Here is a 24412-nt window from a genome sequence, read left to right as displayed (position 1 = left end):
ACCCGTCCGCCGCTCGTTCCACAAGTTCACGCCCCGAAGGGCGATCACTTGCTTCCCGCGCTCGACTTGCATGTATTAGGCACGCCGCCAGCGTTCGTCCTGAGCCAAGATCAAACTCTCCAAAAAAGTTTGTATGTGATTAACACCAATCAATCACATGAAAGTTCTTAGCTACTAGAAACACTAGCTTCTAGATTTAATAATAAGAAAAACAGGGTTGCTTTTCTTGGCAGGTTGAAAAGTTCAACTTTCCAATCCTGCATAAGCTCAACTAAAACTTTTCTCCGCAAAGTCGAAAAGTTAAGTTTCGCTATACATACTAGTTGTTTTGTTCAATTTTCAAAGAGCAAATATTAATATGTCGTTTTTAGCGACAACTTTTATATCATATCAAACTATCAAACTAAAGTCAATAACTTTTTTAAATTTATTTAAAAGAAGCAAGGATGTTTGATGTCGCTTCTGAAAAAGGCGACCGAAATAATATATCATATTACTAAAATGAATGTCAACATATTTTTAATAGTTTATTAACGTCATATAACTTTTTGTTATTAAAGTATAAAAGAAACAATCTGTTGAACATAATTCGCCGTTGAACCGAAGCAATAGTACCTCTTGTTGAACAGCGGAAATTCATCATACATCGATTGTAAATAAAAGTCAACAACTCTTTATCTCTTGTTTTTTCCAATTATTCCATTAAATCCATCAACTCTTATACTACCATCTTAAATTACATTAAACACATATATTTCCATTTGATAATTTTATTCCTCAAGCATATAATAAGAACAAATGTTCTGTATAGGTGGTGATTATGGTGGATTATTCTTCTTATCCCCGTAACGATGTACTCTGTATTGATATGCGTTCTTTCTACGCAAGTGTAGAAGCAGTTAAATTAGGATTGGACCCCATGAAAGCATTGGTCGCTGTCGTCGGAGACCCTAATCGTTCTGGGAGTATTGTTTTAGCAGCATCACCAGAGTTAAAAAGAAAACACGGAGTTAGTAATGTTAGCCGTTTTTTTGAACTACCGAATGATCCAGATATCCATATTGTTCGTGCACATATGGCGGACTACCTACAAGTTTCTGTAGAAATTACGAAGCTTATTCATCAGTATGTACCAATGGATGCTATTCATCAATATTCTGTAGATGAAGTATGGGTAACAGTTAATGGTTTAAAGAGACTATTTGGTGATTGCAGGGAAGTAGCACACAAGATTAAACAAGAAATTCTCGATAATTTCGGAATAACTTGTTCCATTGGTATAGGTGATAATAAATTTCTAGCTAAGGTTGTAATGGATTTACACGGAAAAAAAGTAGGGATTGCTGAATGTAGATATGAAGATGTAAAAGAAAAACTTTGGCCATTTCCTGTGAAAGATATTTGGGGAATCGGTGGCAGAATGAAACGAAATTTAAATCGCATGGGTATCGTAACTCTCGGACAACTCGCCAACTTTAGTCTTGAGCTTCTAAAGAAACGGTTTGGTGTCATGGGGGAGCAACTTTATTGGCATGCTTGGGGAATTGATTTAAGTCCAGTATATGGAGATTTTACGAAAACAGATCAAAAAGGGTTTGGACATGGGATTTCTTTATTACGCGACTATACCAAAGAAGAAGTCTCTATTTGTATTCTTGACCTCTGTGAAGAAGTATGTCGCAGAGCACGTACTGCTGAGAAAGTGGGAAAGACCATTCATCTAGGGATAGCTTATTCAAAAGAAACTGGCGGCGGTTTTTCACGTTCTAGATCTGTTCCCCTCCCTACCAATGTAACCATGGATGTTTATCGAATTTGTATGCAACTGTTTCATGAATTTTATGATGGTGAAAGTAATATCAGGCATGTATATGTCACATTAGATAATCTATTTGATAAAGGAGAAATCCAATTAAACCTATTTGAAGATCGCTCAAAGAAAACAGATATCGGCTATGTGATGGATGCAATCAGAGAAAAGTACGGAGCAACTGCTATACTTCGAGCAACTAGCTACACGGATGCAGGAGTCACACTAGATCGAAGCAAGAAAATTGGAGGCCATAACGCTTAAGGGGTGCACATGCACCCCATTATTAAATGAATTTTTTATGAATGTTTTCGCAAAATTCCCTAATAGAATTCATCAATTGCTATGATAAGGTAAGAAATATTCATAGAGAATGGAGGGGATTTGAATACAATAATTATCTATGCTACAAAACATGGTACGGTTGAGAAAGCAGTATCACTATTAAAGAGAAATCTAAAGGGAAATATAATCATAGCTAATGTTAATAAGCATGTTCCTTCATTAGAAATATTCGATACCGTTATCATTGGTGGATCTATTTATTATGGCAAAGTACAAAAAGAATTAACTCAATATATGAAGAAAAATTCCCGTCTCCTACTAACCAAACGACTTGGTCTATTTCTCTGTGCAGGTCATCCCAACCCACAACAACGAAAAATAGAAATGGAAAATGCATTTCCAAAGGAGATTCTTGAACATGCACTATTGACATCCTCCCCCACCTAAAATCCTAACGGATTTTTGAGGAAGGGGATTCCAATAGACCAAAAGACTATTGGGTGGTTACCGTTACCTCACCTCAGTCCCGTTTTTCGTTTATGCGAATTACGGGTAGAGCGTCATTAGCTAGGTGTACAGCGCAGTCAGGCGCCTTACAGAAAACATTAGGTTTCCTGCAACGACCGCTAAGTCGCAGTTATTGCTTTTTCTTCGTTAGATGGTCTTGTGGAAATGACAAAACTGGCATTAACGTCAGCGTCTTTCTTATACCCACAAGAGCATGTATACAGCGAACCTCGACGGTTCTTTTTAACTACGTTACCGCAGTTTGAACATTCTTGGCTAGTTTTGAACGGATTTACTTTAACCACTTCTAGCTCGGCTAGTTGTGCTTTGTAAGTAAGCTTTTCTTCCAAGTCAAAAAAAGCCCAAGAATTAATATTTCGGTCGCTACGTTTCCAAATCTTTTTCATAGAGCGGATACTCTTCAAATCTTCGATTTTAATAATAGAGGCTCCTTGTTTTTGGGCGAAGCGTACAATTTCTTTTGAAATCACATGATTCCAGTATTGAATGATGCGCTGTTCTTTGTTTTCAAGACGTTTTAAAGCCTTCATATTTTTATTTTTCATAAAAATTCTTCTCAAACGATAGTATTTTCTACGTATATGTCCAATATGTTTTCCGGAGAAGTGTATATATTTACCGGTTTCTTTATCTCCGGCAACCGCAATGTATTTAAGCCCACGGTCCACGCCAACTTCTTTTTCTTTTGAAGAAACTTCGTTCTTTAATTCAAATGTAATAGCGAACGAAAAATACCATTTTCCATTCTTGAAAAACAGTTGTCCGTTTCCTTTTTTAGGTTAAGAAATATTCTCGTAGGAGGGTAGATAGTATTTTGAAGCCCTATCCATATATCCATTCAGTAGATAGTTCACCCAAAAAAGATTATAATCATTCACCTTCAACGGAACATATTTATCAACCGTAAGGTTACCTTCTTCTAGAGTTGGGATTCCTAACTTTAAGTACCCATTGTCAAAACGCAATCTCCAGTTTTGATTATTGAATGGAATAGCGATTCTCTTCCGAAACTTCGGAAAACCTTTGGTTTTCTTATTTTTATTCCAATCTTGATACCTTGAAACAGCTAGTTTTCTTGCTTCTTGAATTAATGTGGTAGGCAATCCAGTATGGCTTATTTTAGCATCGATTTCAGAAGCTTTTAATTTCGGAGTTTCTTTTTTAATGTTAATCGCCAAGTTACTAGATTCGGAAAAACGATGTTGCATTGTTTCATACATTTCTTGTTTAATATTTGTTGGTTCAAACAATGGCATTTTGATTGATAGTGTTGGCATATTGAATTCACCCCCTCATTGTTAGTTATATTTTACCAAACAGAACACCCGTTTGTCTTGATTTTAGATTTTAATTTATAAAATAGGCGATTCATCTCCCACCTAAACACTATCGCTTTTTGAGGAAGGAGTCTTCTCGCCCAAGTTCGATAAAAAAAGCACATGGAATACAAAAAAGTACACATAAATTATCTGAAGACAAATTAATTCATTTTGCCAAAGCATTTAATTAGTCTCCAACAAGGACAACTACCTTCTATAAGATAGCTGTCCATTTATTTTTCCTTCGATTTAATTTCCTATAACATAAAAGAATGAAAGCTGTCATAATATCGTAATTTTCATGTGCACAATAACACTATTTCGAGTGTTAAAATAAAACTATACTTCTTAGACGGGTCGTAAAAAAATGATATTCTTTAACAGGAATGTTAAAAAGGGGGGGCTTAAATTGCAAACCAATATACTGTTAAAAGCACATAAAGACGAGCACATATCTACTGAATTGGAACAGCTATTATATTCTATAGGAACAATTAAAACTGCAGAAAAGGATTCTTATATATTTCATGCAGGAGAGGTGGCACATGAAATATATTTAATTCAGTCGGGTTTAATTGAAATGACATTACTTACTTCAGATGGAAAAGAACTATCATTACGGATATGTAAAAAACAAGACATTATTGGCGAGTTAACACTTTTTAGTGACGATCCGGTATATTTTCTTAGCGCGAAAGTATTAGAACCAGTTGAGGTAATTACGATTAATAAAAATAGACTTGAAAGAGAATTGATGACAAATAGCACGCTCACATTTGAATATATGAAATGGGCCAGCAACCATATGAGAAAATTTCAGAGCAAAATTCGAGATTTATTATTAAATGGTAAGAAAGGTGCATTATATTCTACCTTAATCCGCTTATCAAACAGCTACGGTACTAAACAGAGTAATGGAACACTAATAACCCTTGCCTTAACTAATCAGGAACTCGCTAAATTTTGTGCAACAACACGTGAAAGTGTCAATCGCATGTTAGCAGAATTAAGAAAATTAGAAGTGATAGCAGTCGATCAAGGCAAAATACTAATAAAAGATATACAATATTTACGAAATGAAATTGGGTGTGAGAATTGTCCAATTGAAATTTGTAACATTAATTAAAGTACAGAATTTCAATTGGGAGGTTCTTTTCAAGTAGTGTGTCGCTATTGGTATAGAATACGCAACACTTGAATGTGAGTTCGTATTCTTTTGTGCGATGTAAAGGTGTCAAAGTATTCCTTGGGCTTACGATTACTCGCCCCACCGGAGACACTGGACTGATCGAACCTACGTCTTCTAGTATCGCTTCGAACCGTAGTTCATCGGCGCAAGGGCAATGAAGCATACAATATGCTCCCTAGCTGAAACCGTGCCCGCGACAAAATCATTTCACATTTCACGTCTTATATCTAGCAGATTCGTTTCTAAATTATAGAAAGCAGCCAAACGGAACGAGCCCTCCGCCGGTGTGCACCTCATAAAGAACTAGCACTCTTCCCTCGCCAAACTCACCCACTCTAGATAAATCCACTCCATGAGTTCGTCCACTTTCTCACGATTATATATAGGAAAGGAAAAACCACTCCCAGACAAAGGGATGGTTGATACTACGGCAATAATATTATCTACCTGATCTAATACATGTAAGTCATCCGTATGCCTAATTAAAACAATCTTTTTATACGAATAACTTTTGTATCCTTCTACAACCAAACATTCAACACCAAAATATCGATAAAGGTCAACAACTTGTTCCACATCCCACTCATTACGGTTGGATAGCTGAAGAACCCCTCCCCCTTCTACACCAGCAATGACAGATCCAGCTCTACGATGCTTTTCACTATCTGTAGATTCTATACCTATTGGTTGTCCACCGTGACCATGATGTTTTAAAGAACCTACTCGAATTCCTTTCGCTGTTAAAAAATCAATAAGTTTTGTACTTAAGGTTGTTTTACCACTATTTTTATAGCCGACGACTTGTATAACTTCCATCTTGCTTTACCCACCACTAACTGGAGGAATTAGGGCTACAGTATCTCCGGAATGAACGGAATCACTATCTAACGCATATTCCTCATTAACCGCAACCATTACACTTTCCAAGCGAGATGACGGATAATCATTTTGCAATTTTTCCTTTAATTCTTGCACGGTCAGTTCACCATATTCCAATTCGAGCCGATCCGCACCTATTTCCTCTTGTAAATGCGCAAATAATAAGACAGTAATCATTTATTCATCCTCCATCTCTGGTTCTCCACTAGGGTAAGCAACATTTTCTAATTGATCTCCAATCCAGGTTTCGCCATCTTCCCAATGTTCTTTTTTCCAAATTGGTACGATTTGCTTAATTCGTTCAATCGCATATTCGTTGGCTTCATAGGCCGCTTTACGGTGGGGTGAAGATACAGCAATTACAACAGCAATATCCGAAATGTCTAGCCTTCCAACCCGGTGAGTAATTGCAACTTTCGTGTCCTGCCATTTTTCTTCTATTTCCTCTCCTATCTTTGCAAGCATTTTAACAGCCATAGGGATATAAGCTTGATATTCTAAATACATCGTTCTTCTACCTTTTGTCCATTCACGAACAGTTCCAATAAATGTAGTAATAGCTCCCGCTTCTCTACGTTCAACCTTTTTCACTAGTTCTCCTACTTCAATTGGTTGATCAATTACTTCAAATAAATTATCCGTCATGCCGCTGTCTCCTTCTTGCATTTCTATCTGACTGAATAAATTCTTGCACTTTCATACCTTCCTGATCCTCTAATAAAATAACAGAGACCTCCATCCCCCGTTCATATCCTCTTGTTCCACCAGGAAGTAAAATCAAAATATTAGCTGCCCCCAGCGAGGAAACAACATTCGATTTATCCAAACCAACTGGTGTAGCCATTAGTCTTCCATTCTCATACGATAGGTGTCCGCGAACGAAACGGTCAAACGGATTTGGCTTTGGAAAATCGGTTCCTAGAAATGCTACTTCTTTTTTCAATACTGGATGATCAGAATGTAAAAAGTTACGGATAATCGGTCTAGTAAAGAGCTCAAATCCGACATAACACGCAGACGGGTTTCCAGATAAACCAAACAATAATTTACCATTCTTTTCTGCTACAGTTGTCACACTTCCAGGTCGCATCCCTACTTTATTAAATAAAACAGTAGCACCTATTTTTTCATAAATAGCGGGCAAATAATCAAAATCCCCTACGGAAACTCCACCAGTAGTAATAAGAAAATCAACTTGATGAAAGGCATCGTTTACCTGTTCATAACAAGTATCAAAGTCATCACTAAATTGTCCAAAATAAATCGGCTCACCACCAGCTCGTATGATTTGGGAATAAACCATAAAGGCATTACTATTTCTAATTTTCCCAGGTTTTAATGGCTCGTCTATATCTAACAGCTCACTCCCTGTAGCGATAATTCCAATTTTTGGCTTTGCACTAACAGGAACCTGTTTATACCCAAAGGTTGCCAATAAGGCTACAATTCCTGGATTAACATACGTCCCTTTTTGTGCAAGCACGTCGCCTTTTTTTGTATCTTCACCAGCAACAGATATATTTTCACCAGCTGTTAAGCTCCGTTTTAATAGAATAGAAGATTTACCATCCTCATTCAGTTCCTCTACTAATTCGAGCATAACTACTGCGTCACATCCTGCTGGGATTTGAGCACCAGTCATAATCCGAACAGCTTGCATATGCCTTACCTCTCCATCAAATACACTACCAGCACCAATCTCTCCGACTACTTCAAATTGCAATGGGGAATTACGTGATGCTTCCTCGGTATCCTTAGCTCGCAAAGCAAATCCATCATATGGAGACCGATCAAATGGAGGAACGTGGTGGTCAGCAATTAAGTCTTCTCCCAAAAAGTGACCATAGCTCTCTTCGATCGAAACAAATCGAACACTGCCTCCCCGTTTATAGTTCATTACTCGTTCTATAGCTTCATTCACTTTAATTGGTTTCCTTCGTTCTACCATGATAAGCTCCCCCTACCCAGTTAACTGATAATAAATTTTCTTTGCCGCATCAATCGAGTTTGTTCCGTGAATTAATGCTCTACCATCCTGAAAAAACACTACTCGATATGAATCGTATTCTACGGACACTAAAAAATCATTTTGTTTAACTTTTCCAACGGATGTTAAACGTTTCGCTAATTCTACCATAGAGACGTGACGTTTATTTCGAATTTGTACGGTATTTCGCCCGCAAAGAATTTCTGTTTTCGTTTGATTTTCATAATCTAAATAACGATATGTGGGATTCTCTCCACAGCTAGGGCATTCATTCTTTTTGGCGCGCTCCATATTCATTGTATGATAATAATTATTCCAAAGATCAAATGTTACCATTTTGGTTCGAAGTGCTTGAAAATCTTCTACTAACAGCTTTAGCGCTTCTGCCTGCTGGTGAGCAACAACCATTTGAACGGTAGGATAAATAATCCCAACTGAATCACATGTCGCACCTGATATCGGGGTAGCATCTAATATGCATTGCAAGCAAGGAGTCACGTTCGGTAAAATGGTATAGCTCATACCGGTACTTCCTACACAAGAACCGAATATCCACGGCTTTTCAAGTTTTTGCATGAGATCATTCATCATGAGACGGGTATCAAAATTATCTGTTGCATCAATAACAAGATCCACATCCTTTAATAAAGGTTCCAAGGATGCATATGATGCGTCCAACACATATGCTTCAATCTTAATAGTAGAATTAATAGCTTGTAACCGGGTTTTAGCAGCTACTGCTTTAGGTATTTGCTCCAACCAGTCTTGCTCCGTAAAAAGTTGCTGTCTTTGAAGATTTGATTGCTCCACATAATCACGATCAATAATAGTAAGCTTTCTAATACCTGCACGTGCAAGCCCCTCTGCGTTTGCAGATCCTAATGCACCACATCCTAGTATCAATACATGCTTCGCTTCCATTTTCTGCTGTCCATGTTTCCCTATCGGCTTAAACAATTCTTGGCGCGAATATCGATCTGTCATAATCATTTTCCTTTCCTAAGTCCTAAGTATTTCTAATACCTATCTATATCTCTACGCAAAAACACAATCTATATGAAATTAAAGTAAAATATGTATAGCTATAAAACAAAACAAGCTTAAACCGATATATAGATGAGCTTTTCGCTTCCTACCGGTTGGTCTTACTAACCTCATCCATCCAGTTGTAACCATTGCAATTAAAATAAGACCAGCTAATAAGCCACTGACTACTTTTAAATTTCTCCAATTGAACCCAAATAAGTCAAGTACAAGTAGTGCATGAACACTTATTATTACCAATGCACTAGTGCCAATCCAGCGGTGAAATGGCATTATCTTTTTCGATATATTTGCTAACTTAATTTTTCGCTTTCGATCAGTTGTATTGCGAATCGTGGAAAACACAGCATGTCTTGTCCAATTAAATAAGACAAAGCATAAACCGATAAAGCCAACTAATACATGTGTAGGGATAGAAGGGAATGTCTGAAAGACCTGCCATGCTGCTACAATAAGTACTGTTAAATTAAAATAAAACCATCTGTTCATAAGCTCCTCCTGATGTTTTTGGGGTCTCCTTATTACTTAAGTAATGCACCAATTGCCCCAGCATGAGAGCCTTTCTCTAGAAAAACAGGCTCATAGGATAGCATATCACTGAATCCTGATAATACCGTTTGTAACGGTTCATTACTAGTTAACGTACTACCAGTAAATACAATTGGTTTCACTTGATGAGCAATAGCTGCTTGACTAGCAAGTAGTATAATTGTTTCACCAATCATTTTAACTAAGCTTGCTAGATGGTCTTCTACATGTATATTTTCCTCAAGGTGTGCCTTACCAAAATTTGCTGCTGTTAGGTCTCCCTTTAAAGGCGGCTCATTTGGGGTATATATGTCTCGGACAAGCAAGTCACTATTTCGATGATCACCTTGTCCTGCTAGATTTATGATCTGTTTAAAATCACGCTCTCCTGTTATAAGGCTTCCAAGTCCCATCAATGTTCCCCCGCCAATGCCAGTACCAAGTAATCGTTCAAATGAATTAGTTGTAACTAAGAAAATAGACGTTCCTGTTCCAATACTAACTAAAATAAATTTTTCTAAAGTTAGCTTATTCTCTTTCCGTAATAAATAACGCGTTCCTTCTGTAACCGCTTTAAATTCCTCAATTATAAAACTTTTTTGTTTTACTAAGCGTTGAAGATAACCACTTTTTCCACCTGTTAAATAGAGTGTTGCATCCGGAGAAATCAGGTGTAACCACTGCGTCAACTGATCGATCTCATGGACGGGGAATGACTTCGCATGTAAATGTCGATTTTCTTCGTATGCTATTTTAACTAATGACCCTCCTGCATCGATCCCTATTCTAGCTACCATATATACACATCCTACATAAAATTTACATCATGTTGATTCAATTTTAACATTTTTTTACGTAGAGTTTAAAAATATTTATCTCATTTCTTATTTATATATATCTACATTTTGACGCATATTAACAATGCACTACATTACATGTTTTTAGATTATCAAAAAGAAAGGAATGCTTGCCATGAACAACAATAACATTATTGATTGGCCAACCTTCATAGGTGCCCTAGTAATACTATTTGGAGTTACGATACCACTCATTTTTTTCCCCGAAGTTGGAGCGGAAGTAATTAACGCGGCAAATACTTTTATGACAGGGAACTTTGGTGTTTTATTTATACTAATGGGCTTATTATCATTGGTTTTTCTTCTGTATGTTGCATTCAGCAGACATGGGAAAATCAAGCTTGGTGGTAGAGATACAAATAGAGAGTTTGGCAGCTTTTCATGGGCAGCCATGCTTTTCTCAGCTGGAATTGGCTCAAGTATCCTTTACTGGGGAATGATCGAATGGGCTTATTATTATCAAGGACCTCCATTTGGAGCAGAACCAGAATCTCATGAAGCGATTGAATTCGCAGCTACTTATGGGATATTTCACTGGGGACCAATAGCTTGGGCAATTTACACATTACCAGCTCTTCCAATTGCATACTTTTTCTATGTTCGGAAAAAACCTGTACTTAAAATTAGTGAAGCAATTAGACCAGTTTTAGGTAAATATGTTGATGGACCTCTTGGAGTAATCATTGATGTGTTATTTATATTCGGTTTAATGGGTGGAGCTGGTACAACACTAGCACTTGGGACACCAATGATTACAGAAGGTGTTAATGACTTAACTGGACTTCCTGTAAACTTAGGAACCCAAGCAGGCATCATGTTATTATGTACTGCCATCTTTGCGGTTAGTTCCTATTCCGGTTTACAAAGGGGAATTAAGGTATTAAGTGATTTAAATTTATGGTTAGTATTATTCATACTAGGATTTATTTTCCTATTTGGTCCTACTGTATTCATTAGTGAGACAACCATCACAAGTATCGGAATTTTATTAGATGATTTTTTCCGGATGTCCACATGGTTAGAACCACTTGCCAATATTTCTGGGTTTCCTAATACTGGTTTCCCTGAGGCATGGACTGTTTTCTATTGGGCATGGTGGCTTGTTTATGCTCCATTTGTTGGATTGTTTGTAGCACGTATATCAAGAGGGCGAACTATTAAAGAAATGATTCTTGGTACAATGATCTATGGAACAGTGGGCTGTATCTTGTTCTTTGGAGTTCTTGGAAACTATGGTCTGTATTTACAGTTAACAGGAACATTCGACGTTTTAGCGTTTATGAACGAACATGGTGCACCGGCAGCTATCATTGCCATCTTAAATCAATTACCAATCTCAACCCTTATCGTTGCGGTATTTACAATCTTAGCGATTATTTTTCTTGCAACAACGTTCGATTCAGCATCCTATATACTAGCAGCTGTTGCACAGAAAACAGTTCAAGGTGGCGATCCATTAAGATGGCACCGTCTATTTTGGGCATTTACCCTATGTATCATGCCGCTTACACTTATGTTTATTGGTGATTTGGAAACCTTACAGACTGCCAGCATTGTATCTGGTTTTCCAATTATTTTCATTATGTTTTTACTAGCGTGGTCCTTTATGAAAGCTTCTACAAAGGACTTAAAGGCTTCAAGGGAATATCGTTCTCCTACCATCTTTATTACGCAACACAAAACAGATGATACTGGAAACAAAAATAATAAATTATAATAGCCGTGCAACCCGCTAATAAGGGTTGCACTTTTTTATTTACGTTAATAGTAAATTTTTCCCTTTCGTTTTATCAGAATATTATTTATAATGGCACTACATATAGCATCATATACTATATATTTTTAAACATACGGAGGGATATGGATGGATCAATCAGGTATTTTACAAGTTGTAAAAAATAGTACACTAGTGTATCCAGACAAAAAGAAAGAGCAAGCGACATCAATTGGTAGTAGCAAAGCTTTTCAAGAACTCCTTAATCAATCGCAAAAAGAACCAGCAGCTTTCTGGGAAAATGTTGCAAATGAACTTGTTTGGTTTGAACCATGGAAACAGGCAATCTCTGGCACTCTACCAGACTTTCGCTTTTTTGATGGAGGAATTAGTAACCCTTGTGTAAATTTGTTGGATCGACATATTGAGAATGGAGCTGGAAATCGTACCGCTCTTATTTGGGAAGGAGAAAATAGTGAAAGTAAATTTTACACATATAATATGTTGCTTGCTGAGGTGAATCGTTTTGCAAACGCTCTCAAAACCTTTGGCGTAAAAAAAGGAGATTGTGTTGCTGTTTACCTTCCAAATCTTACAGAAGCATTTATTGCTGTTCTAGCTTGTTTTCGAATCGGTGCAGTGTATAACACCATTTTCTCAGGATACTCGGAAAAGTCATTAAAAGATCGATTAACGAATTTTGAACCTAAAGTAATTGTTACTGCAGATGCTACTCAGCGTCGTGGCAATATAATCCCTCTAAAAGAAAAAGTAGATCAAGTTATTCCTAACATCCCCTCAATTGAGGCCGTTGTCGTAGTCAACCGATTACGTACAGATATTAATATGCAAGCAGGAAGAGATTATTGGTGGGATGAGGTTATCAACAAAGAAAGTATCCATTGTATACCCGAACGTATAGAAGCTAACGAACCAGGCATTGTATTTTATACAAGTGGAACAACTGGAAAACCTAAAGGTGTTGTCCATTCTGGGATGGCGTTTGTTATCCAAAACTATATTTATGCTAAATATCATATGGATCATCATGATGATGATGTATTCTGGTGCTCCGCTGATATAGGCTGGCTAACCATGCACATATGGGGGATAGCTGGAGCATTAGCCAATGGTGTTACTACAGTAGTTTATGAAGGTGCACCAGATTACCCAACAAAGGATCGGTTCTACCAAATAATGCAGAAGTATCGAGTAAATAAACTCTTTACCGCACCTACTGCATTACGAATGCTAAAAAGTATGGGAGAAGAAACTCTACAAAAATATGACTTATCTTGTCTAGATGTCATTTCTCTCGTAGGAGAGCCGTTTGATCCAGAGACATGGCAATGGACATATGAAGTACTCGGTAAGAAACAGATTAGTGTTAATAATACATGGGGACAAACAGAAACAGCAGGTTGCCCTATAGCTGGTGCAGCCTGGTTAACCCCGATGAAACCAGGATCTGCAGGTGTACAATTTTTAGGAGCAGATGTCGCTATTGTAGATGATTACGGAAATCCTGTTGAACCAGGTACATTAGGCAACCTCGTCATCCGAACCCCGTTCCCTATGCTATGTCGAACACTTTGGAAAGAGCCGGAACGATATTACAGTGCCTATTTTAGCAAGGTAGATGGATGTTATTTTGCCAGCGATCTAGCATTAGAGGATGAAGATGGTTACTTCTGGGTTGTAGGTCGTTCCGATGATGCATTCAATGTCGCTGGTCACCGGTTAAGTACGATGGAAATGGAAAGCGCTGTACTTGAAGTCAAAGGTGTGTCAGAAGTAGCAGTAATTGGTATTCCAGATGAAATTAAAGGTGAGGCACCAGTTGTTTTTGTTCATCTGTCAGATGGTCATGATGCATCCGATGACATAAGGGAGAAAATCTCAAATAGTATTATTGGACAGATCGGCAAGATTGCTAAACCAAAAGAAATCATTTTTACAGATACACTACCTAAAACCGTTAGTGGGAAAATTATGAGACGACTGCTTAAAGAAGTTGTCGTAAAAGGTACAGTTACCGGAGATATAACTGGGCTTGAAGATCCAGCTATGGTAGAACAATTAAAACAAATGGTCACTGCACGTACTAAGGTATAGTATTAAAAATTTGGAGAAGGATAAATCAGTCCTTCTCCTTACAGAAAAATAGCATCTCCCATAGGAGATGCTATGATTATTTAATACCGTACCGCATTATACGCGTTAATCACACCGTAGCGTACATAATATCCACTACCATTCATCGAATCTGTTGTGTTTTGAATAGCTGCTCTAACCTGTGAATTACTTCTACCTTGACCAGTTAACAAAGCAGCTTGCCCTGCAACGTATGGTGACGCCATGGAAGTACCAGATAAGTATACATACCGATTTCCCGGATATGTCGATGCAATATCAACTCCTGGTGCTGCTACGTCCACCCAAGTTCCCCAATTGGAAAAGCTAGCTTTATTATTATTACGATCTACAGCACCAACTGCAATGGCATTGGCATAGGATGCTGGCTGAAACTGCTGAGAAGTACCATCATTACCAGCTGCAGCCACCACTACAGAACCTCGATTCCACGCATAGTTAACGGCATCTTCTAATGCTCGAGTGTCACAAGCACAACCAAGAGAAAGGTTGATGACCTCTGCACCATTATCAGCCGCATAACGAATTCCGTTTGCAATATTTGCTAAGGAACCACTTCCATTTGCATCTAACACACGAACAGCAAGGATTCTTGTGTTAGGTGCCATACCTGCTATACCTGTTCCATTATTCGTTTCTGCAGCAGCTATACCCGCTACATGTGTTCCATGTCCATTTAAATCTGATGGTGTATAATCTCGATCAACGAAATCATAACCACGAATGGTTTTCCCATCTAAATCAGGATGATTATAATCTACCCCAGTATCAAGAACTGCAATCTCTTGACTTGAGGAACCTCTTGCTACATCCCAAGCAGAGTTTGCCGATGTATTAAATAATCCATATTGATAGGATGGACTAAAATACGTGTCATTTGGTGACCATGCTGCTTTTAAAATATAATTTGGCTCAGCAAATTCCACATTTTTATTTTTACTTAGAGCATTCACTACTGCATCTACATTTCCTACTTCTAACACTAAAAATGGAGACCTAACAACCTCTGGTGTAGCTTGAACTTTTGCACCTACATCTTGTAAAATTTGCTCTTGTTTGCTAGCAGACACTCGGTCCTTAAACTGTACAACTACTTCCCCTTTTACGTAGGCTCCTGGTTCTACCGTTTTGTTGACAGCTATTTCTTCCCCATTATTCTGTAAAGCATCACCTTCTTCTGCAGTTGCTATCACTAATGGTGAAAACAAAACTAAAACCAGTAACGCTAAACCACTAAACCACTTTACCTTCATGAAACTCCTCCTTCCAGATTTACTTTAAAATTTATATGGAAGAAGGAATTGTCTCATGAGTATTTTGAGACCGAATTATATTGGGAAAGAAAGGGTAACAAAACAAGCATAAATGATTAACAATATACCTAGATTTTCTAAACCAAGTAAAATTCAATTTGAATAAGGGTTTATCGTACATCAGTTTACAACACGAAAAAATCCTCCTAGTTAGTTGTTCTTACATAAGTACCAAAAACCAACCAATTTACTAGTTAATTAAAACCTGTCATGTACCAAAAGAAAGAGCCTGTCATTTGACAGACTCTACTCTACCGCGTTTTTTGCTTTTTAACTTCATTCATCAAATAATGGACAAACACATCATCTCTTGCTAACCATGCCTGAAAATTTCTTTTTAGATATTTTTCTGCTTCCTCAAAACTAGTATAGCTCTGTTCTAAAAGGTGGTTATTATGTTCAATGAACCAATTATTCTCTTCAGTTGGAGAAATCAAGAATAGGTCATCATTTCGGTCCTGATACATCGAACCAAAAGAAGATTTTCTCACGTTAAATCGATTTCGTCGTGCATCTTCACGTAAAGGCTCAAGAGGGAAAGTATCCAAAACAAACAGCTTATATGCTTCGTCGGTTAAGGAACATCCTGAAGCTTTGGCATGACCACCACCACCAAACTTTCCAGCTATTTCAGAGACATCTACATCATCGTGAATTGTCCGAAAACCGGCTCGCTTCGCACCGATATTTAAAATCACTATATAATCTAAGTGTGGGTTATCTTTTCCAAGTTCGTTCCCTAATTCAGAATGATACGATTCTGCATATACGATCCCAGCATAGTGATGATCAATTTTTGCTTGAACCAGTTCTCTTCTTTTCCTACGGATATACCGATCTGTTTTATTTTCTTCCATATCCAATATTTTTTGTTCAAAGGAATCAAAATGAAAGTGATCACTGGACTGGAGTCGCTCCATCATTTTATCTTCAAATTCATCAATCGAAATAAGGAAAAACAATGCATTTAAACGTTGCGCATCTTGATTATCATTTTTTTCCCATTCCCATGTATCGTACTGTCTTACTAACTCCACGTATTCGGCAATAGCTGGAGTCGGTTCCAGGTGGTTTTGCTCTACCAAATATTCGTATAATAACGAAGTAGCTGAATTAAGTTTACCTACCTCATCCTCTACTTCAACATGTCCCCATTCGTAATTATTAAAATGAAGTGCTGTTTTATGATGATCAATAAGCTGTAGCCCGCCACCAGCTTGTGCAAACTCATCTAGCTTTTTTTCATTTTCTTCATTAACAGATAAATCTGTAATAAATAAAAATGTATTCTTATCTCCCTTTTCCAAGAACCACTCTACTTCTCGGTCTAGCCCTCCAACGGAATTATACCGGACGTAAACATCTCTTCCGAAAGCAAGCTTTGCTAGGATTCCACAGCTCACTCCATCTAAATCATTATGCGAAAGTAGTTTATACATTTATTTCACCTCTTCAAGTAGTATGTGATGTTTCATCCGAAAAAAATATCGCATTCTATTTACAATAAGTGGTAACTGGTGAAATGTATTTTTTTAGTCGGTTGATCAAAACTAAAGATGGCTTTCTTTTAAGAAAGCACTTTTAATAATTAAAGGATGGTTGGTATGAATAACCGTGGGATGATGACTTCTATATTGACAGTGGGGGCTGCAGGGGCTGCCATTTATGGTATCACTAGAGGTATTCAGAACGGAACTTTTCAACGCTTGCCTCAAACCTTATCGAATGCAATGAATAATCAAACTGTCCAACAAATCACACAACCAATTCAGAACATGATGAATAATAATAATAATCAGGGCAGTCAACAGCAAGGTATGAACATGAATATGGACACAGGCGATCAAAGCATACAAGAACAAATGACAAATGACACCAAACAATGGTAATACGTTACCATCAGACGGAAAATACCCCTCAATTTAAATTGCCTGCATCGTTGTGATGCAGGCTTTTTTCACCTTAATAATATTCTTTTTCGATTTCTTTGGTACTTCTTACCGTATCAATTGGGCGAACCGACTTCTCAATTTGTTCACGTTTAGACTCTAAAAATGGTGGCAGTGACAATTTTTCTCCAAGTGTCTCATAAGGTTCGTCTCCCATAAAACCAGGGCCATCAGTTGCGAACTCAAATAGAATTTGTGGAGCCACTCTTACATATAAAGAACCAAAGAAAAATCGGTCAACAAATCCAGAAGTTTGGAATCCAAAGCTTTGCATTCGGCTGTCCCATTCCTCTAGAACATTTCGATCATCTACTCGTAAAGCAGCATGGTGAACAGTTCCATAGCCTTGCAAAGCTTGTGGTAAAACAGGGTTATACTCAACAACGATCCGAGCACCATTTCCTCCTTCACCTACCTCAAATAAATGGAAAGAACCATCGTCTGCAATTTCTTTATATTGTAGTACTTTTTCTAACATTTCTTTGAAATAATCAAAATTAGCTACTCGCACATGTATTGGCCCTAGACCAGTAATCGCATATTCGAGTGGTACAGGGCCTTTTTGCCAAGGTGTACCTGCTTTCACTCCATCTAAGCCTTCATCTGAAATCAATTGATAGTTTTGATCATCAAAATCAACGAAATTTAATACTTTCGTGCCAAACTGTTCTTTTATACCTGTATGTTTCACTTCATAGTTGGCCAATCGTTTCACCCAATAATCTAGTGCAGCATCACTTGGAACTCTAAAGGATGACTTATAAATTTCGTTCGTACCATGTGAGCCTTTAGGTATTTCAGGAAAATCAAAAAATGTCATATCCGTACCTGGACTTCCTTTGTCATCTGCGAAAAATAAATGATATGTCTGGATATCATCTTGGTTCACCGTTTTCTTCACTAAACGCATTCCTAGTACATAGGTGAAAAACTCGTAATTCTTTTCCGCACTACTTGTAATAGCTGTAACATGATGCATTCCTTTTAAACCGTTCATGATATTGCCTCCCATAGTTACCATTATATATACAAACATTAAGAAAAAAATATACTTAATTAAGATATCTTTAATTCAAGATAAATGTATCATGATTCATTCAATCTGTCAATTAGTATGGTTTTTCAAAAAAGGTTTATTACATTGATTGATTGTTAGCTATTGATAAAACAGTGAAGTAACTAGAATTTGCTTCAACTACCGTTCCGGAGTGTTAAAAAATGCCCCTACACTAGTAGGAGCATTTTTCAATGTGTTTATTCTATTTCATCTAATATCGCTTCAATTTCCGTCATAATTTCGCCAGCCTCTTCCCAATTACCATTCGATAGTGCTGCTTGGTAAGCCTCGAACAATTCAGCAAACTCACGTAACTGGTCCTCCGCACCTAATATTGGTTGAATTGGAGTCTCTGTTTCATCCTCTTCTCCAGCATCGGGCTGGTTTTCTTGATCAGGTTGTTCATCAAGGTCTGGTTGTTCCTGTTCCCCTAAATCAACAGTTGGATCATTCATTTCCAATATTTTTTCAATCGCATCTTCAAAAGTTGCTTCCATGACAATTAGATCACCATAGGCAACAATGACCTGTTTCACTTCCGGTAAGGAGGTCGCATTTGAAGATTCAATATAAATTGGTTCAACGTAAAGAATCGTATCTTCAATCGGAATAGCAAGTAAATTTCCTCGTATAACTTCTGATCCACCTTGTGACCATAAGTTTAATTGCTGAGAAATGACACTATCCTGATTAATTCGATTTTCGATTTGCTGTGGACCATAAATGTTTTTTTGTTTTGGAAAACGATATACAAACAATTCTCCATAATTTTCTCCGTCATTACGCACACCAATCCAGGCAATCATATTTTGGCGATTCTTCGGCGTGTACGGCATCATTAAAATGAATTCTTCTTTATCATACTCAGGAAGTTTCATCGTAATATAGTACGGCTCCATAACGATGTCTTCATTGAAATATTTTTCTGTTGGAAACTGCCACGTATCCTCACGATTATAAAATACTTCTAAATTAGACATATGGTACGTACCATACATGGATGCTTGAACCTTAAATAACTTTTCAGGATAACGGAAATGCGCTTGGATATCCTCTGGAATTTCTTCTGTAAATAAATCTGGGAACATACTTTGATATGTCATTAACAATGGGTCCTCTGGGTCAGCAACATAAAAATTAACTTCCCCTGAATACGCATCAATCGTAACCTTTACCGAGTTTCGAATATAGTTTTCTTCATATTGATGTGGTTCAGCATAAGGATAACGTTCAGCCGTTAAATAAGCATCGATAATCCAAGTTAGACTTCCATCTTCACGAACAATGATATACGGGTCCTCATCATAAGTGAAGAAAGGAGCAATTCGATTAACACGTTCCATTATATTTCGTGTTGCTAATAACTTACTTTCATCCGTAATTTGATCGGACACTAGCATACGGAAGGATCCTTCATTTAATGCAAATAATAAACGATTAAATCCTTTCATAGGTATTCCTGCATCTGCTTCGAATCGAGAAGATGCGTTCTCTTCTCCCATTGGATAGTCAAACTCATCCACTGTACTGTTAACAATAACATTTTGATATGGATTTTCTCCGAAATAAATTTGCGGTGTATTGACATCCATAACACCCTCAGGCGGTAAATTCTCTAGCATATATTCCGGTTGCCCTTGTCGAGTGATTTTATTAACATGACTCATCGACAAACCGTAACCATGCGTATAGCGTAGGTTTTGATTCACCCATGTTTGAGCTTGAGAGGGAAGATCAACGGTACTCAATTCCCTTGCCCCTACAAAAACTTGGTGATACTCTCCATCAATTTCATATCGATCAATATCAACATCATTGAAGTTATAGTATGTTCGAATCGTTTGCGTTTGATTATACACATCAAGGATTGGCCTTGCATCATTAATTCGCATATTATCAATGGTTAATGCATTTCTTTCTAACATATCTTCATCTAATGAATTATTTCCGGGATGCTCCTGTTCCTCAATTTGATCAAGATCATATGCAGCCCTTGTAAATTCAAGATTATGTTCCAAGTATGGACTTTCCTTAGAAAATTCATTTGGTGACACAACAAAATTTTGTACGACTACCGATCCAATTTGCCCAATAATTACCAAACCAACATAGATAGCTATTGGAGTTACCATGGATTGTAATCTACCTTTACTTAAGGCAAAGATTAGCCAAATTGTTCCAATAATAGCTGCTGCAGCTAATACATAGGCTTTTGGAATATTAAACACATCATCCGTATAACTTAAACCATGAACAACACTTTCTTGGAAAATATTCACTTGGCTCGTGAGCAATGTCTCGTATGGTGCTAATAAATGCATGCCAGCAAGTAAAAGACCAATGAATCCTAGTGTAATCCCCATATGAAGCTGTGCAGATCTGCTCATTCGATACATGTGAAATGCTGAGTAAAAGCCAATTTCAACCAGTAGGAAAAATACTCCTAACACCAACAACACATTTACAATAAATTTTATAAATGGCAAAACAAATAAATAAAAAGAAATATCCATATTAAAGTGAGGATCTGTCTCCCCAAACGGTGCATAATTCAATAGCTTTAAGGCTGGCTCCCATCCAAACCCTTGTATAATGGAACTACCTATAATTCCAACAAATAAAGCAATCCCTGAAATGATTAGTATGCTATACTTACGGCTTTGGATAAAGGATGGCAATTGGTTGCCATGAAAATGTCCCATATAGGAACGGCGTATCCAAGAAAGTGTAAAATAAGTAAGAGCAAAATATAAGATAAAACCAATTACTCCTAATACCACTTTACTCCCTAATACGGTTGTAAAAACACTTCCAAACCCAAGGGAATCCATCCAAATATAATCTGTTAGAAATTGAGAAGCTATTAATCCAATAACTAATAGCACGATAATAATTCCTAACAAGATACCTACTCTATTCAGTAATTTCTTAAACCTCACTACTTGTTCTTTTGAAACATTACCTTCATTATTGTTAAAATCCAAAATTGATCCCCCTATAAATTCTCTTAAGTTACGTAACTATCATACCAAAAAATGAAAGAACTTTCTTTCCTTATTTATACGGATGAACTTGAATTTGGTTTCATTTTTGTTTAAATACGAACCCGAAAGCAAATAATAGTGGTATTGAGGTGATTTTGCATTGAATAAAACATACCTTTCCCTATCTAATGTTCAAATATATTGTGAGTACATAATAAATGATAAACCACCAATTATGCTTATTCATGGTTTTGTATCTTCTACCCATACATTTCATCGCTTAATTCCATATCTTAAAGATCATTTCTCTATTATCGCAATCGATCTACCTGGGTTTGGAAGAAGTGAAAAATCAAAAACCTTTGTCTATACGTATAATAACTATGCAGAATTAATTATAGAATGTTTGGATTACTTTCATCTGAAAAATTGTTATATTATTGGTCATTCCATGGGTGGACAAATTGCAATGTATACCGCTCGTAAAATTCCAAATCGAATTAACAAACTGATTTTACTAGCTAGTTCGGGATATTTACAACGAGCAAACAAATGGCTTATTTATGCATCGTACTTACCTTTCTTTAACATAGTTGCTAAACATCGTATTAAAAAGAATGGCGTTCGTGAAAATCTAGAAAATGTTTTATATGATCATTCTCTCATCACCGATGAATTAATTGAAGAATATAAAAGACCAATTAACGAGCAGAATTTCTCAAAATCACTCGTGCGTTTTGTACGATATCGCGAGGGAGATTTAACAAAAGAACAACTTAAGGAAGTAACTACACCTATATTATTGATTTGGGGAGCGGAGGATAAAGTGGTTCCATTACGAATTGGAAAAAGACTTGTTAACGATTTACCAAATGCTAAGCTGGTTACCTATGAAAAAACTGGACATTTATTAACAGAAGAAAAACCATCCGAAGTAAGTAATCAAATTCGTGAGTTCATTCATATCTAGCTAAAACGAAAATTCCGTAAATGCCCACTACTATTTTTCAAGATTTGCATAATGTATAGTGTAAATTCTTGAAAAAAGGGGTGAAACAATGGCTTCAAATAAAGATAAACTTCCAAGTAAATTCGACATTGATATGACACCACTTCATGACTTTATGAGGCAAATGGACTCTTTTTTCAATCATTCATTTAAGCACATCAATTCACAATTTAACCTGAGACCATTTTGGGTAGATGTGCGCGAAACGGATTCCAAATTCATTGTTGAAGCCGAATTACCAGGATATAAACGAGATCAAATTGAACTTGAAATCATTGGTAACCAACTAAGAATTGGTGTAGAAGACCACGCCGTAATAGAAGAAAAAAATAACGAGGATACGTACTTCAATAAACAACAATCCTATCAAAAAAGAGAACGATTTGTCACATTACCATTTGAAATACCTAAAAGAGAAACAAAAGCATCTTTTCGTGATGGCCTATTAAAAGTAACCATTCCAAAAAGACACTCCGAACGTAAATACCTTGATATTCATGAGTAAATAAAGATAAGAAGCCGGTCGTTCCTAAAATGGAAAGCCGGCTTTTCATTTATATATCCTAATCTAGATCTTTTTCCATCAGTGTAGAAACATCATGAAACCCTATTTTTTCATACAGTTTTTTGGCATGATTTCCCGCAAACACGTTTAATTGCACCTTATTAACATTCTCTGTTTTAAGATGACGAAACGCTTCATGGAACAGTTTTTCAGCAACCCCTTGACCACGGTAAGCTGGAAATACATAAACCTCTGGAATGGTACCTACCACTTCCTCCGAATAGCTATCATATATAGTCCCAACGCCAATCCATCCATGAATGGTACGGTTTTTTTCATAAATTAAATAATAACCACCATCTGCTAATATTGGGGCCATAATCAGATTAGCTATTTCAACTCTAGGTTTAACAAATCCCATGGTGGATTCTTTTAAAACGACTAACGCATAGTCTAAAATCCTCTGCGTTTCATCGAATGTTGCTTTTCTAATGGTCACTCACAATCATCCCCTTCCTAGAAATTGAACGGATTAAGGTTTTTACTACGTTTAAACCGTACATCGGAACATTCGATAGCCTAAAACATCCTTATATTTTTCAATTAACTGTTCATGTTCCTTTAATATATCGAAATGTACATCATCAAGATTTTCTGATAAAAGGAATTCTGGTGCATGATCTGGGTCATGTGCATCAAACTGTGAAGTAAACGTTAAAATTTTTCTGTCTTGAAAACCTGCTTGTTGAAATAAGCTATCCCATTCGTCAACGGTTAATAATTCGGATAACCCGTAAAATTCCTTAATTTCATTGACTTCCTTCATAGGAATTGCTTTTTCTACTACCATCTCAACAGCAAGTAATACCCCGGTTGGTTTTAATACCCGGGAAAATTCATTCACTGTTCGTGATGCATCCGTAAATGCTATGACGGATTCAGAAAGGATAATATCAAATGTGCTTTTCTCAAACGGAAGACTCTCTGTACTTCCGTGCTGTACTTCAATTGGGAGATTGTGAGACAAAAATCGTTGCTTTGCTTTTTTTACCATCGTTTGATGGTTATCCAATGCTGTTACCTGACAAGCAAAATGTTCTTTCACATATGCAGAAGATCGACCAGTACCACACCCAGCATCTAAAACAGTGGTTCCATCCTGAATGGGTACTTGCGATAGAAGCTGTTTGGTCAAAGGAAGCCCACCAGGATGTGCCCCCCCTATTCCTAACTCTGCTAAACAATCCATATACGAATAATTCATTCCTGCCCCGCCTTCTATTTTGGTTACATCATCTTAT

At 36.9% G+C, this 24412-nt stretch carries 22 protein-coding genes, 1 rRNA gene and 1 pseudogene; 8 read left to right on the top strand and 16 right to left on the bottom strand.

Going from position 1 to position 24412, the window contains the following annotated elements; translation table 11 throughout:
* Positions 1-126 (bottom strand): 16S ribosomal RNA (locus GMD78_RS19050); the annotation flags it as partial.
* Between the two features lie 697 nt (positions 127-823).
* Here GMD78_RS19050 and GMD78_RS19045 point away from each other — a divergent pair.
* Both GMD78_RS19045 and GMD78_RS19040 read left to right on the top strand, forming a co-directional pair.
* Positions 824-2074 carry a DNA polymerase IV gene (locus tag GMD78_RS19045; RefSeq protein ID WP_343042439.1) on the top strand — a complete coding sequence of 417 codons (1251 nt, stop codon included), beginning with the start codon at positions 824-826 and terminating at the stop codon, positions 2072-2074.
* Between the two features lie 120 nt (positions 2075-2194).
* On the top strand, positions 2195-2542 hold the full coding sequence (locus tag GMD78_RS19040) for a flavodoxin domain-containing protein (RefSeq protein WP_155671232.1): 348 nt from the start codon (positions 2195-2197) through the stop codon (positions 2540-2542).
* A gap of 179 nt (positions 2543-2721) precedes the next feature.
* Here GMD78_RS19040 and GMD78_RS19035 read toward each other — a convergent pair.
* Positions 2722-3384: pseudogene (locus GMD78_RS19035) on the bottom strand (RNA-guided endonuclease InsQ/TnpB family protein); the annotation flags it as partial.
* Between the two features lie 18 nt (positions 3385-3402).
* Positions 3403-3900 carry a hypothetical protein gene (locus GMD78_RS19030; RefSeq protein ID WP_155671228.1) on the bottom strand — a complete coding sequence of 166 codons (498 nt, stop codon included), beginning with the start codon at positions 3898-3900 and terminating at the stop codon, positions 3403-3405.
* Positions 3901-4351: 451 nt separating this feature from the next.
* On the opposite strand from GMD78_RS19030, the gene GMD78_RS19025 reads away from it, so the two are divergent.
* Positions 4352-5068 (top strand): Crp/Fnr family transcriptional regulator, encoded by a 717-nt coding sequence (locus GMD78_RS19025; RefSeq protein WP_281349730.1) that lies wholly within the window; start codon positions 4352-4354, stop codon positions 5066-5068.
* A gap of 366 nt (positions 5069-5434) precedes the next feature.
* On the opposite strand, the gene mobB is transcribed toward GMD78_RS19025, so the two are convergent.
* From mobB to coaW, 7 genes are all read right to left on the bottom strand, one after another.
* On the bottom strand, positions 5435-5947 hold the full coding sequence (gene mobB, locus GMD78_RS19020) for a molybdopterin-guanine dinucleotide biosynthesis protein B (RefSeq protein WP_155671224.1): 513 nt from the start codon (positions 5945-5947) through the stop codon (positions 5435-5437).
* Between the two features lie 6 nt (positions 5948-5953).
* Complete coding sequence (gene moaD / locus GMD78_RS19015) at positions 5954-6187, bottom strand: molybdopterin converting factor subunit 1 (RefSeq protein ID WP_155671222.1); 234 nt, start codon at positions 6185-6187, stop codon at positions 5954-5956.
* Entirely contained in the window at positions 6188-6655 is a 468-nt protein-coding gene (locus GMD78_RS19010; protein ID WP_155671220.1) for a molybdenum cofactor biosynthesis protein MoaE, read from the bottom strand. It abuts the gene before it with no gap.
* Positions 6645-7958 (bottom strand): molybdopterin molybdotransferase MoeA, encoded by a 1314-nt coding sequence (locus GMD78_RS19005; protein WP_155671218.1) that lies wholly within the window; start codon positions 7956-7958, stop codon positions 6645-6647. Before GMD78_RS19005 ends, GMD78_RS19010 begins: the two co-directional genes overlap by 11 nt.
* Positions 7959-7970: 12 nt before the next feature.
* Positions 7971-8981, bottom strand: coding sequence for a MoeB/ThiF family adenylyltransferase (locus tag GMD78_RS19000; protein ID WP_155671216.1), 1011 nt, complete (start codon positions 8979-8981; stop codon positions 7971-7973).
* Positions 8982-9059: 78 nt separating this feature from the next.
* A complete protein-coding gene (locus GMD78_RS18995; RefSeq protein ID WP_155671214.1) occupies positions 9060-9530 on the bottom strand; it encodes a hypothetical protein in 471 nt (156 codons plus the stop codon).
* Positions 9531-9562: 32 nt separating this feature from the next.
* Positions 9563-10366 (bottom strand): type II pantothenate kinase, encoded by an 804-nt coding sequence (gene coaW, locus GMD78_RS18990; RefSeq protein WP_155671212.1) that lies wholly within the window; start codon positions 10364-10366, stop codon positions 9563-9565.
* A gap of 175 nt (positions 10367-10541) precedes the next feature.
* Here coaW and GMD78_RS18985 point away from each other — a divergent pair, with 175 nt between their 5' ends.
* Positions 10542-12143, top strand: a complete 1602-nt coding sequence (locus GMD78_RS18985) for a BCCT family transporter (RefSeq protein ID WP_155671210.1) — start codon at positions 10542-10544, stop codon at positions 12141-12143.
* A gap of 147 nt (positions 12144-12290) precedes the next feature.
* A complete protein-coding gene (acs, locus tag GMD78_RS18980) occupies positions 12291-14255 on the top strand; it encodes an acetate--CoA ligase (RefSeq protein WP_155671208.1) in 1965 nt (654 codons plus the stop codon).
* Positions 14256-14335: 80 nt separating this feature from the next.
* On the opposite strand, the gene GMD78_RS18975 is transcribed toward acs, so the two are convergent.
* Positions 14336-15547: a S8 family peptidase gene (locus GMD78_RS18975; RefSeq protein WP_155671205.1), complete on the bottom strand. Its 1212-nt coding sequence runs from the start codon at positions 15545-15547 to the stop codon at positions 14336-14338.
* Positions 15548-15858: 311 nt separating this feature from the next.
* Entirely contained in the window at positions 15859-17046 is a 1188-nt protein-coding gene (locus GMD78_RS18970; protein ID WP_155671203.1) for a DHH family phosphoesterase, read from the bottom strand.
* A 165-nt stretch (positions 17047-17211) separates the two neighbouring features.
* On the opposite strand from GMD78_RS18970, the gene GMD78_RS18965 reads away from it, so the two are divergent.
* Positions 17212-17496, top strand: coding sequence for a hypothetical protein (locus tag GMD78_RS18965; RefSeq protein ID WP_155671201.1), 285 nt, complete (start codon positions 17212-17214; stop codon positions 17494-17496).
* 73 nt (positions 17497-17569) lie between these two features.
* Here the strand turns inward: GMD78_RS18965 and GMD78_RS18960 are convergent, their stop codons facing one another.
* Entirely contained in the window at positions 17570-18553 is a 984-nt protein-coding gene (locus GMD78_RS18960) for a ring-cleaving dioxygenase (RefSeq protein ID WP_155671199.1), read from the bottom strand.
* A gap of 257 nt (positions 18554-18810) precedes the next feature.
* Positions 18811-21597, bottom strand: a complete 2787-nt coding sequence (locus GMD78_RS18955) for a UPF0182 family membrane protein (protein WP_155671197.1) — start codon at positions 21595-21597, stop codon at positions 18811-18813.
* 160 nt (positions 21598-21757) lie between these two features.
* Here GMD78_RS18955 and GMD78_RS18950 point away from each other — a divergent pair, with 160 nt between their 5' ends.
* The gene (locus GMD78_RS18950) at positions 21758-22567 is read left to right on the top strand and encodes an alpha/beta fold hydrolase (protein ID WP_246187707.1); all 810 of its coding nucleotides are present in this window, start codon (positions 21758-21760) and stop codon (positions 22565-22567) included.
* 88 nt (positions 22568-22655) lie between these two features.
* Positions 22656-23111 (top strand): Hsp20/alpha crystallin family protein, encoded by a 456-nt coding sequence (locus GMD78_RS18945; RefSeq protein ID WP_155671195.1) that lies wholly within the window; start codon positions 22656-22658, stop codon positions 23109-23111.
* 58 nt (positions 23112-23169) lie between these two features.
* On the opposite strand, the gene GMD78_RS18940 is transcribed toward GMD78_RS18945, so the two are convergent.
* Both GMD78_RS18940 and GMD78_RS18935 read right to left on the bottom strand, forming a co-directional pair.
* Positions 23170-23610, bottom strand: coding sequence for a GNAT family N-acetyltransferase (locus tag GMD78_RS18940; protein ID WP_343042437.1), 441 nt, complete (start codon positions 23608-23610; stop codon positions 23170-23172).
* Between the two features lie 51 nt (positions 23611-23661).
* Positions 23662-24375: a class I SAM-dependent methyltransferase gene (locus GMD78_RS18935; protein ID WP_155671193.1), complete on the bottom strand. Its 714-nt coding sequence runs from the start codon at positions 24373-24375 to the stop codon at positions 23662-23664.
* Positions 24376-24412 lie beyond the last annotated feature (37 nt).

Origin of the sequence: Ornithinibacillus caprae (assembly GCF_009728145.1) — a bacterium.
Classification (GTDB): domain Bacteria; phylum Bacillota; class Bacilli; order Bacillales; family Amphibacillaceae; genus Ornithinibacillus; species Ornithinibacillus caprae.
Note: the sequence above shows the minus strand (reverse complement) of the source record. Positions and strands in the feature narration are given on the sequence as shown.

Excerpts from the sequence above, each read along its gene's own strand:
- GMD78_RS19030 (WP_155671228.1), bottom strand. The coding sequence starts at position 3,900 with ATGCCAACACTATCAATCAAAATGCCATTGTTTGAACCAACAAATATT.
- mobB (WP_155671224.1), bottom strand. The coding sequence starts at position 5,947 with ATGGAAGTTATACAAGTCGTCGGCTATAAAAATAGTGGTAAAACAACC.
- moaD (WP_155671222.1), bottom strand. The coding sequence starts at position 6,187 with ATGATTACTGTCTTATTATTTGCGCATTTACAAGAGGAAATAGGTGCG.
- GMD78_RS19010 (WP_155671220.1), bottom strand. The coding sequence starts at position 6,655 with ATGACGGATAATTTATTTGAAGTAATTGATCAACCAATTGAAGTAGGA.
- GMD78_RS19005 (WP_155671218.1), bottom strand. The coding sequence starts at position 7,958 with ATGGTAGAACGAAGGAAACCAATTAAAGTGAATGAAGCTATAGAACGA.
- GMD78_RS19000 (WP_155671216.1), bottom strand. The coding sequence starts at position 8,981 with ATGACAGATCGATATTCGCGCCAAGAATTGTTTAAGCCGATAGGGAAA.
- GMD78_RS18995 (WP_155671214.1), bottom strand. The coding sequence starts at position 9,530 with ATGAACAGATGGTTTTATTTTAATTTAACAGTACTTATTGTAGCAGCA.
- coaW (WP_155671212.1), bottom strand. The coding sequence starts at position 10,366 with ATGGTAGCTAGAATAGGGATCGATGCAGGAGGGTCATTAGTTAAAATA.
- GMD78_RS18985 (WP_155671210.1), top strand. The coding sequence starts at position 10,542 with ATGAACAACAATAACATTATTGATTGGCCAACCTTCATAGGTGCCCTA.
- acs (WP_155671208.1), top strand. The coding sequence starts at position 12,291 with ATGGATCAATCAGGTATTTTACAAGTTGTAAAAAATAGTACACTAGTG.
- GMD78_RS18975 (WP_155671205.1), bottom strand. The coding sequence starts at position 15,547 with ATGAAGGTAAAGTGGTTTAGTGGTTTAGCGTTACTGGTTTTAGTTTTG.
- GMD78_RS18970 (WP_155671203.1), bottom strand. The coding sequence starts at position 17,046 with ATGTATAAACTACTTTCGCATAATGATTTAGATGGAGTGAGCTGTGGA.
- GMD78_RS18965 (WP_155671201.1), top strand. The coding sequence starts at position 17,212 with ATGAATAACCGTGGGATGATGACTTCTATATTGACAGTGGGGGCTGCA.
- GMD78_RS18960 (WP_155671199.1), bottom strand. The coding sequence starts at position 18,553 with ATGAACGGTTTAAAAGGAATGCATCATGTTACAGCTATTACAAGTAGT.
- GMD78_RS18945 (WP_155671195.1), top strand. The coding sequence starts at position 22,656 with ATGGCTTCAAATAAAGATAAACTTCCAAGTAAATTCGACATTGATATG.
- GMD78_RS18935 (WP_155671193.1), bottom strand. The coding sequence starts at position 24,375 with ATGAATTATTCGTATATGGATTGTTTAGCAGAGTTAGGAATAGGGGGG.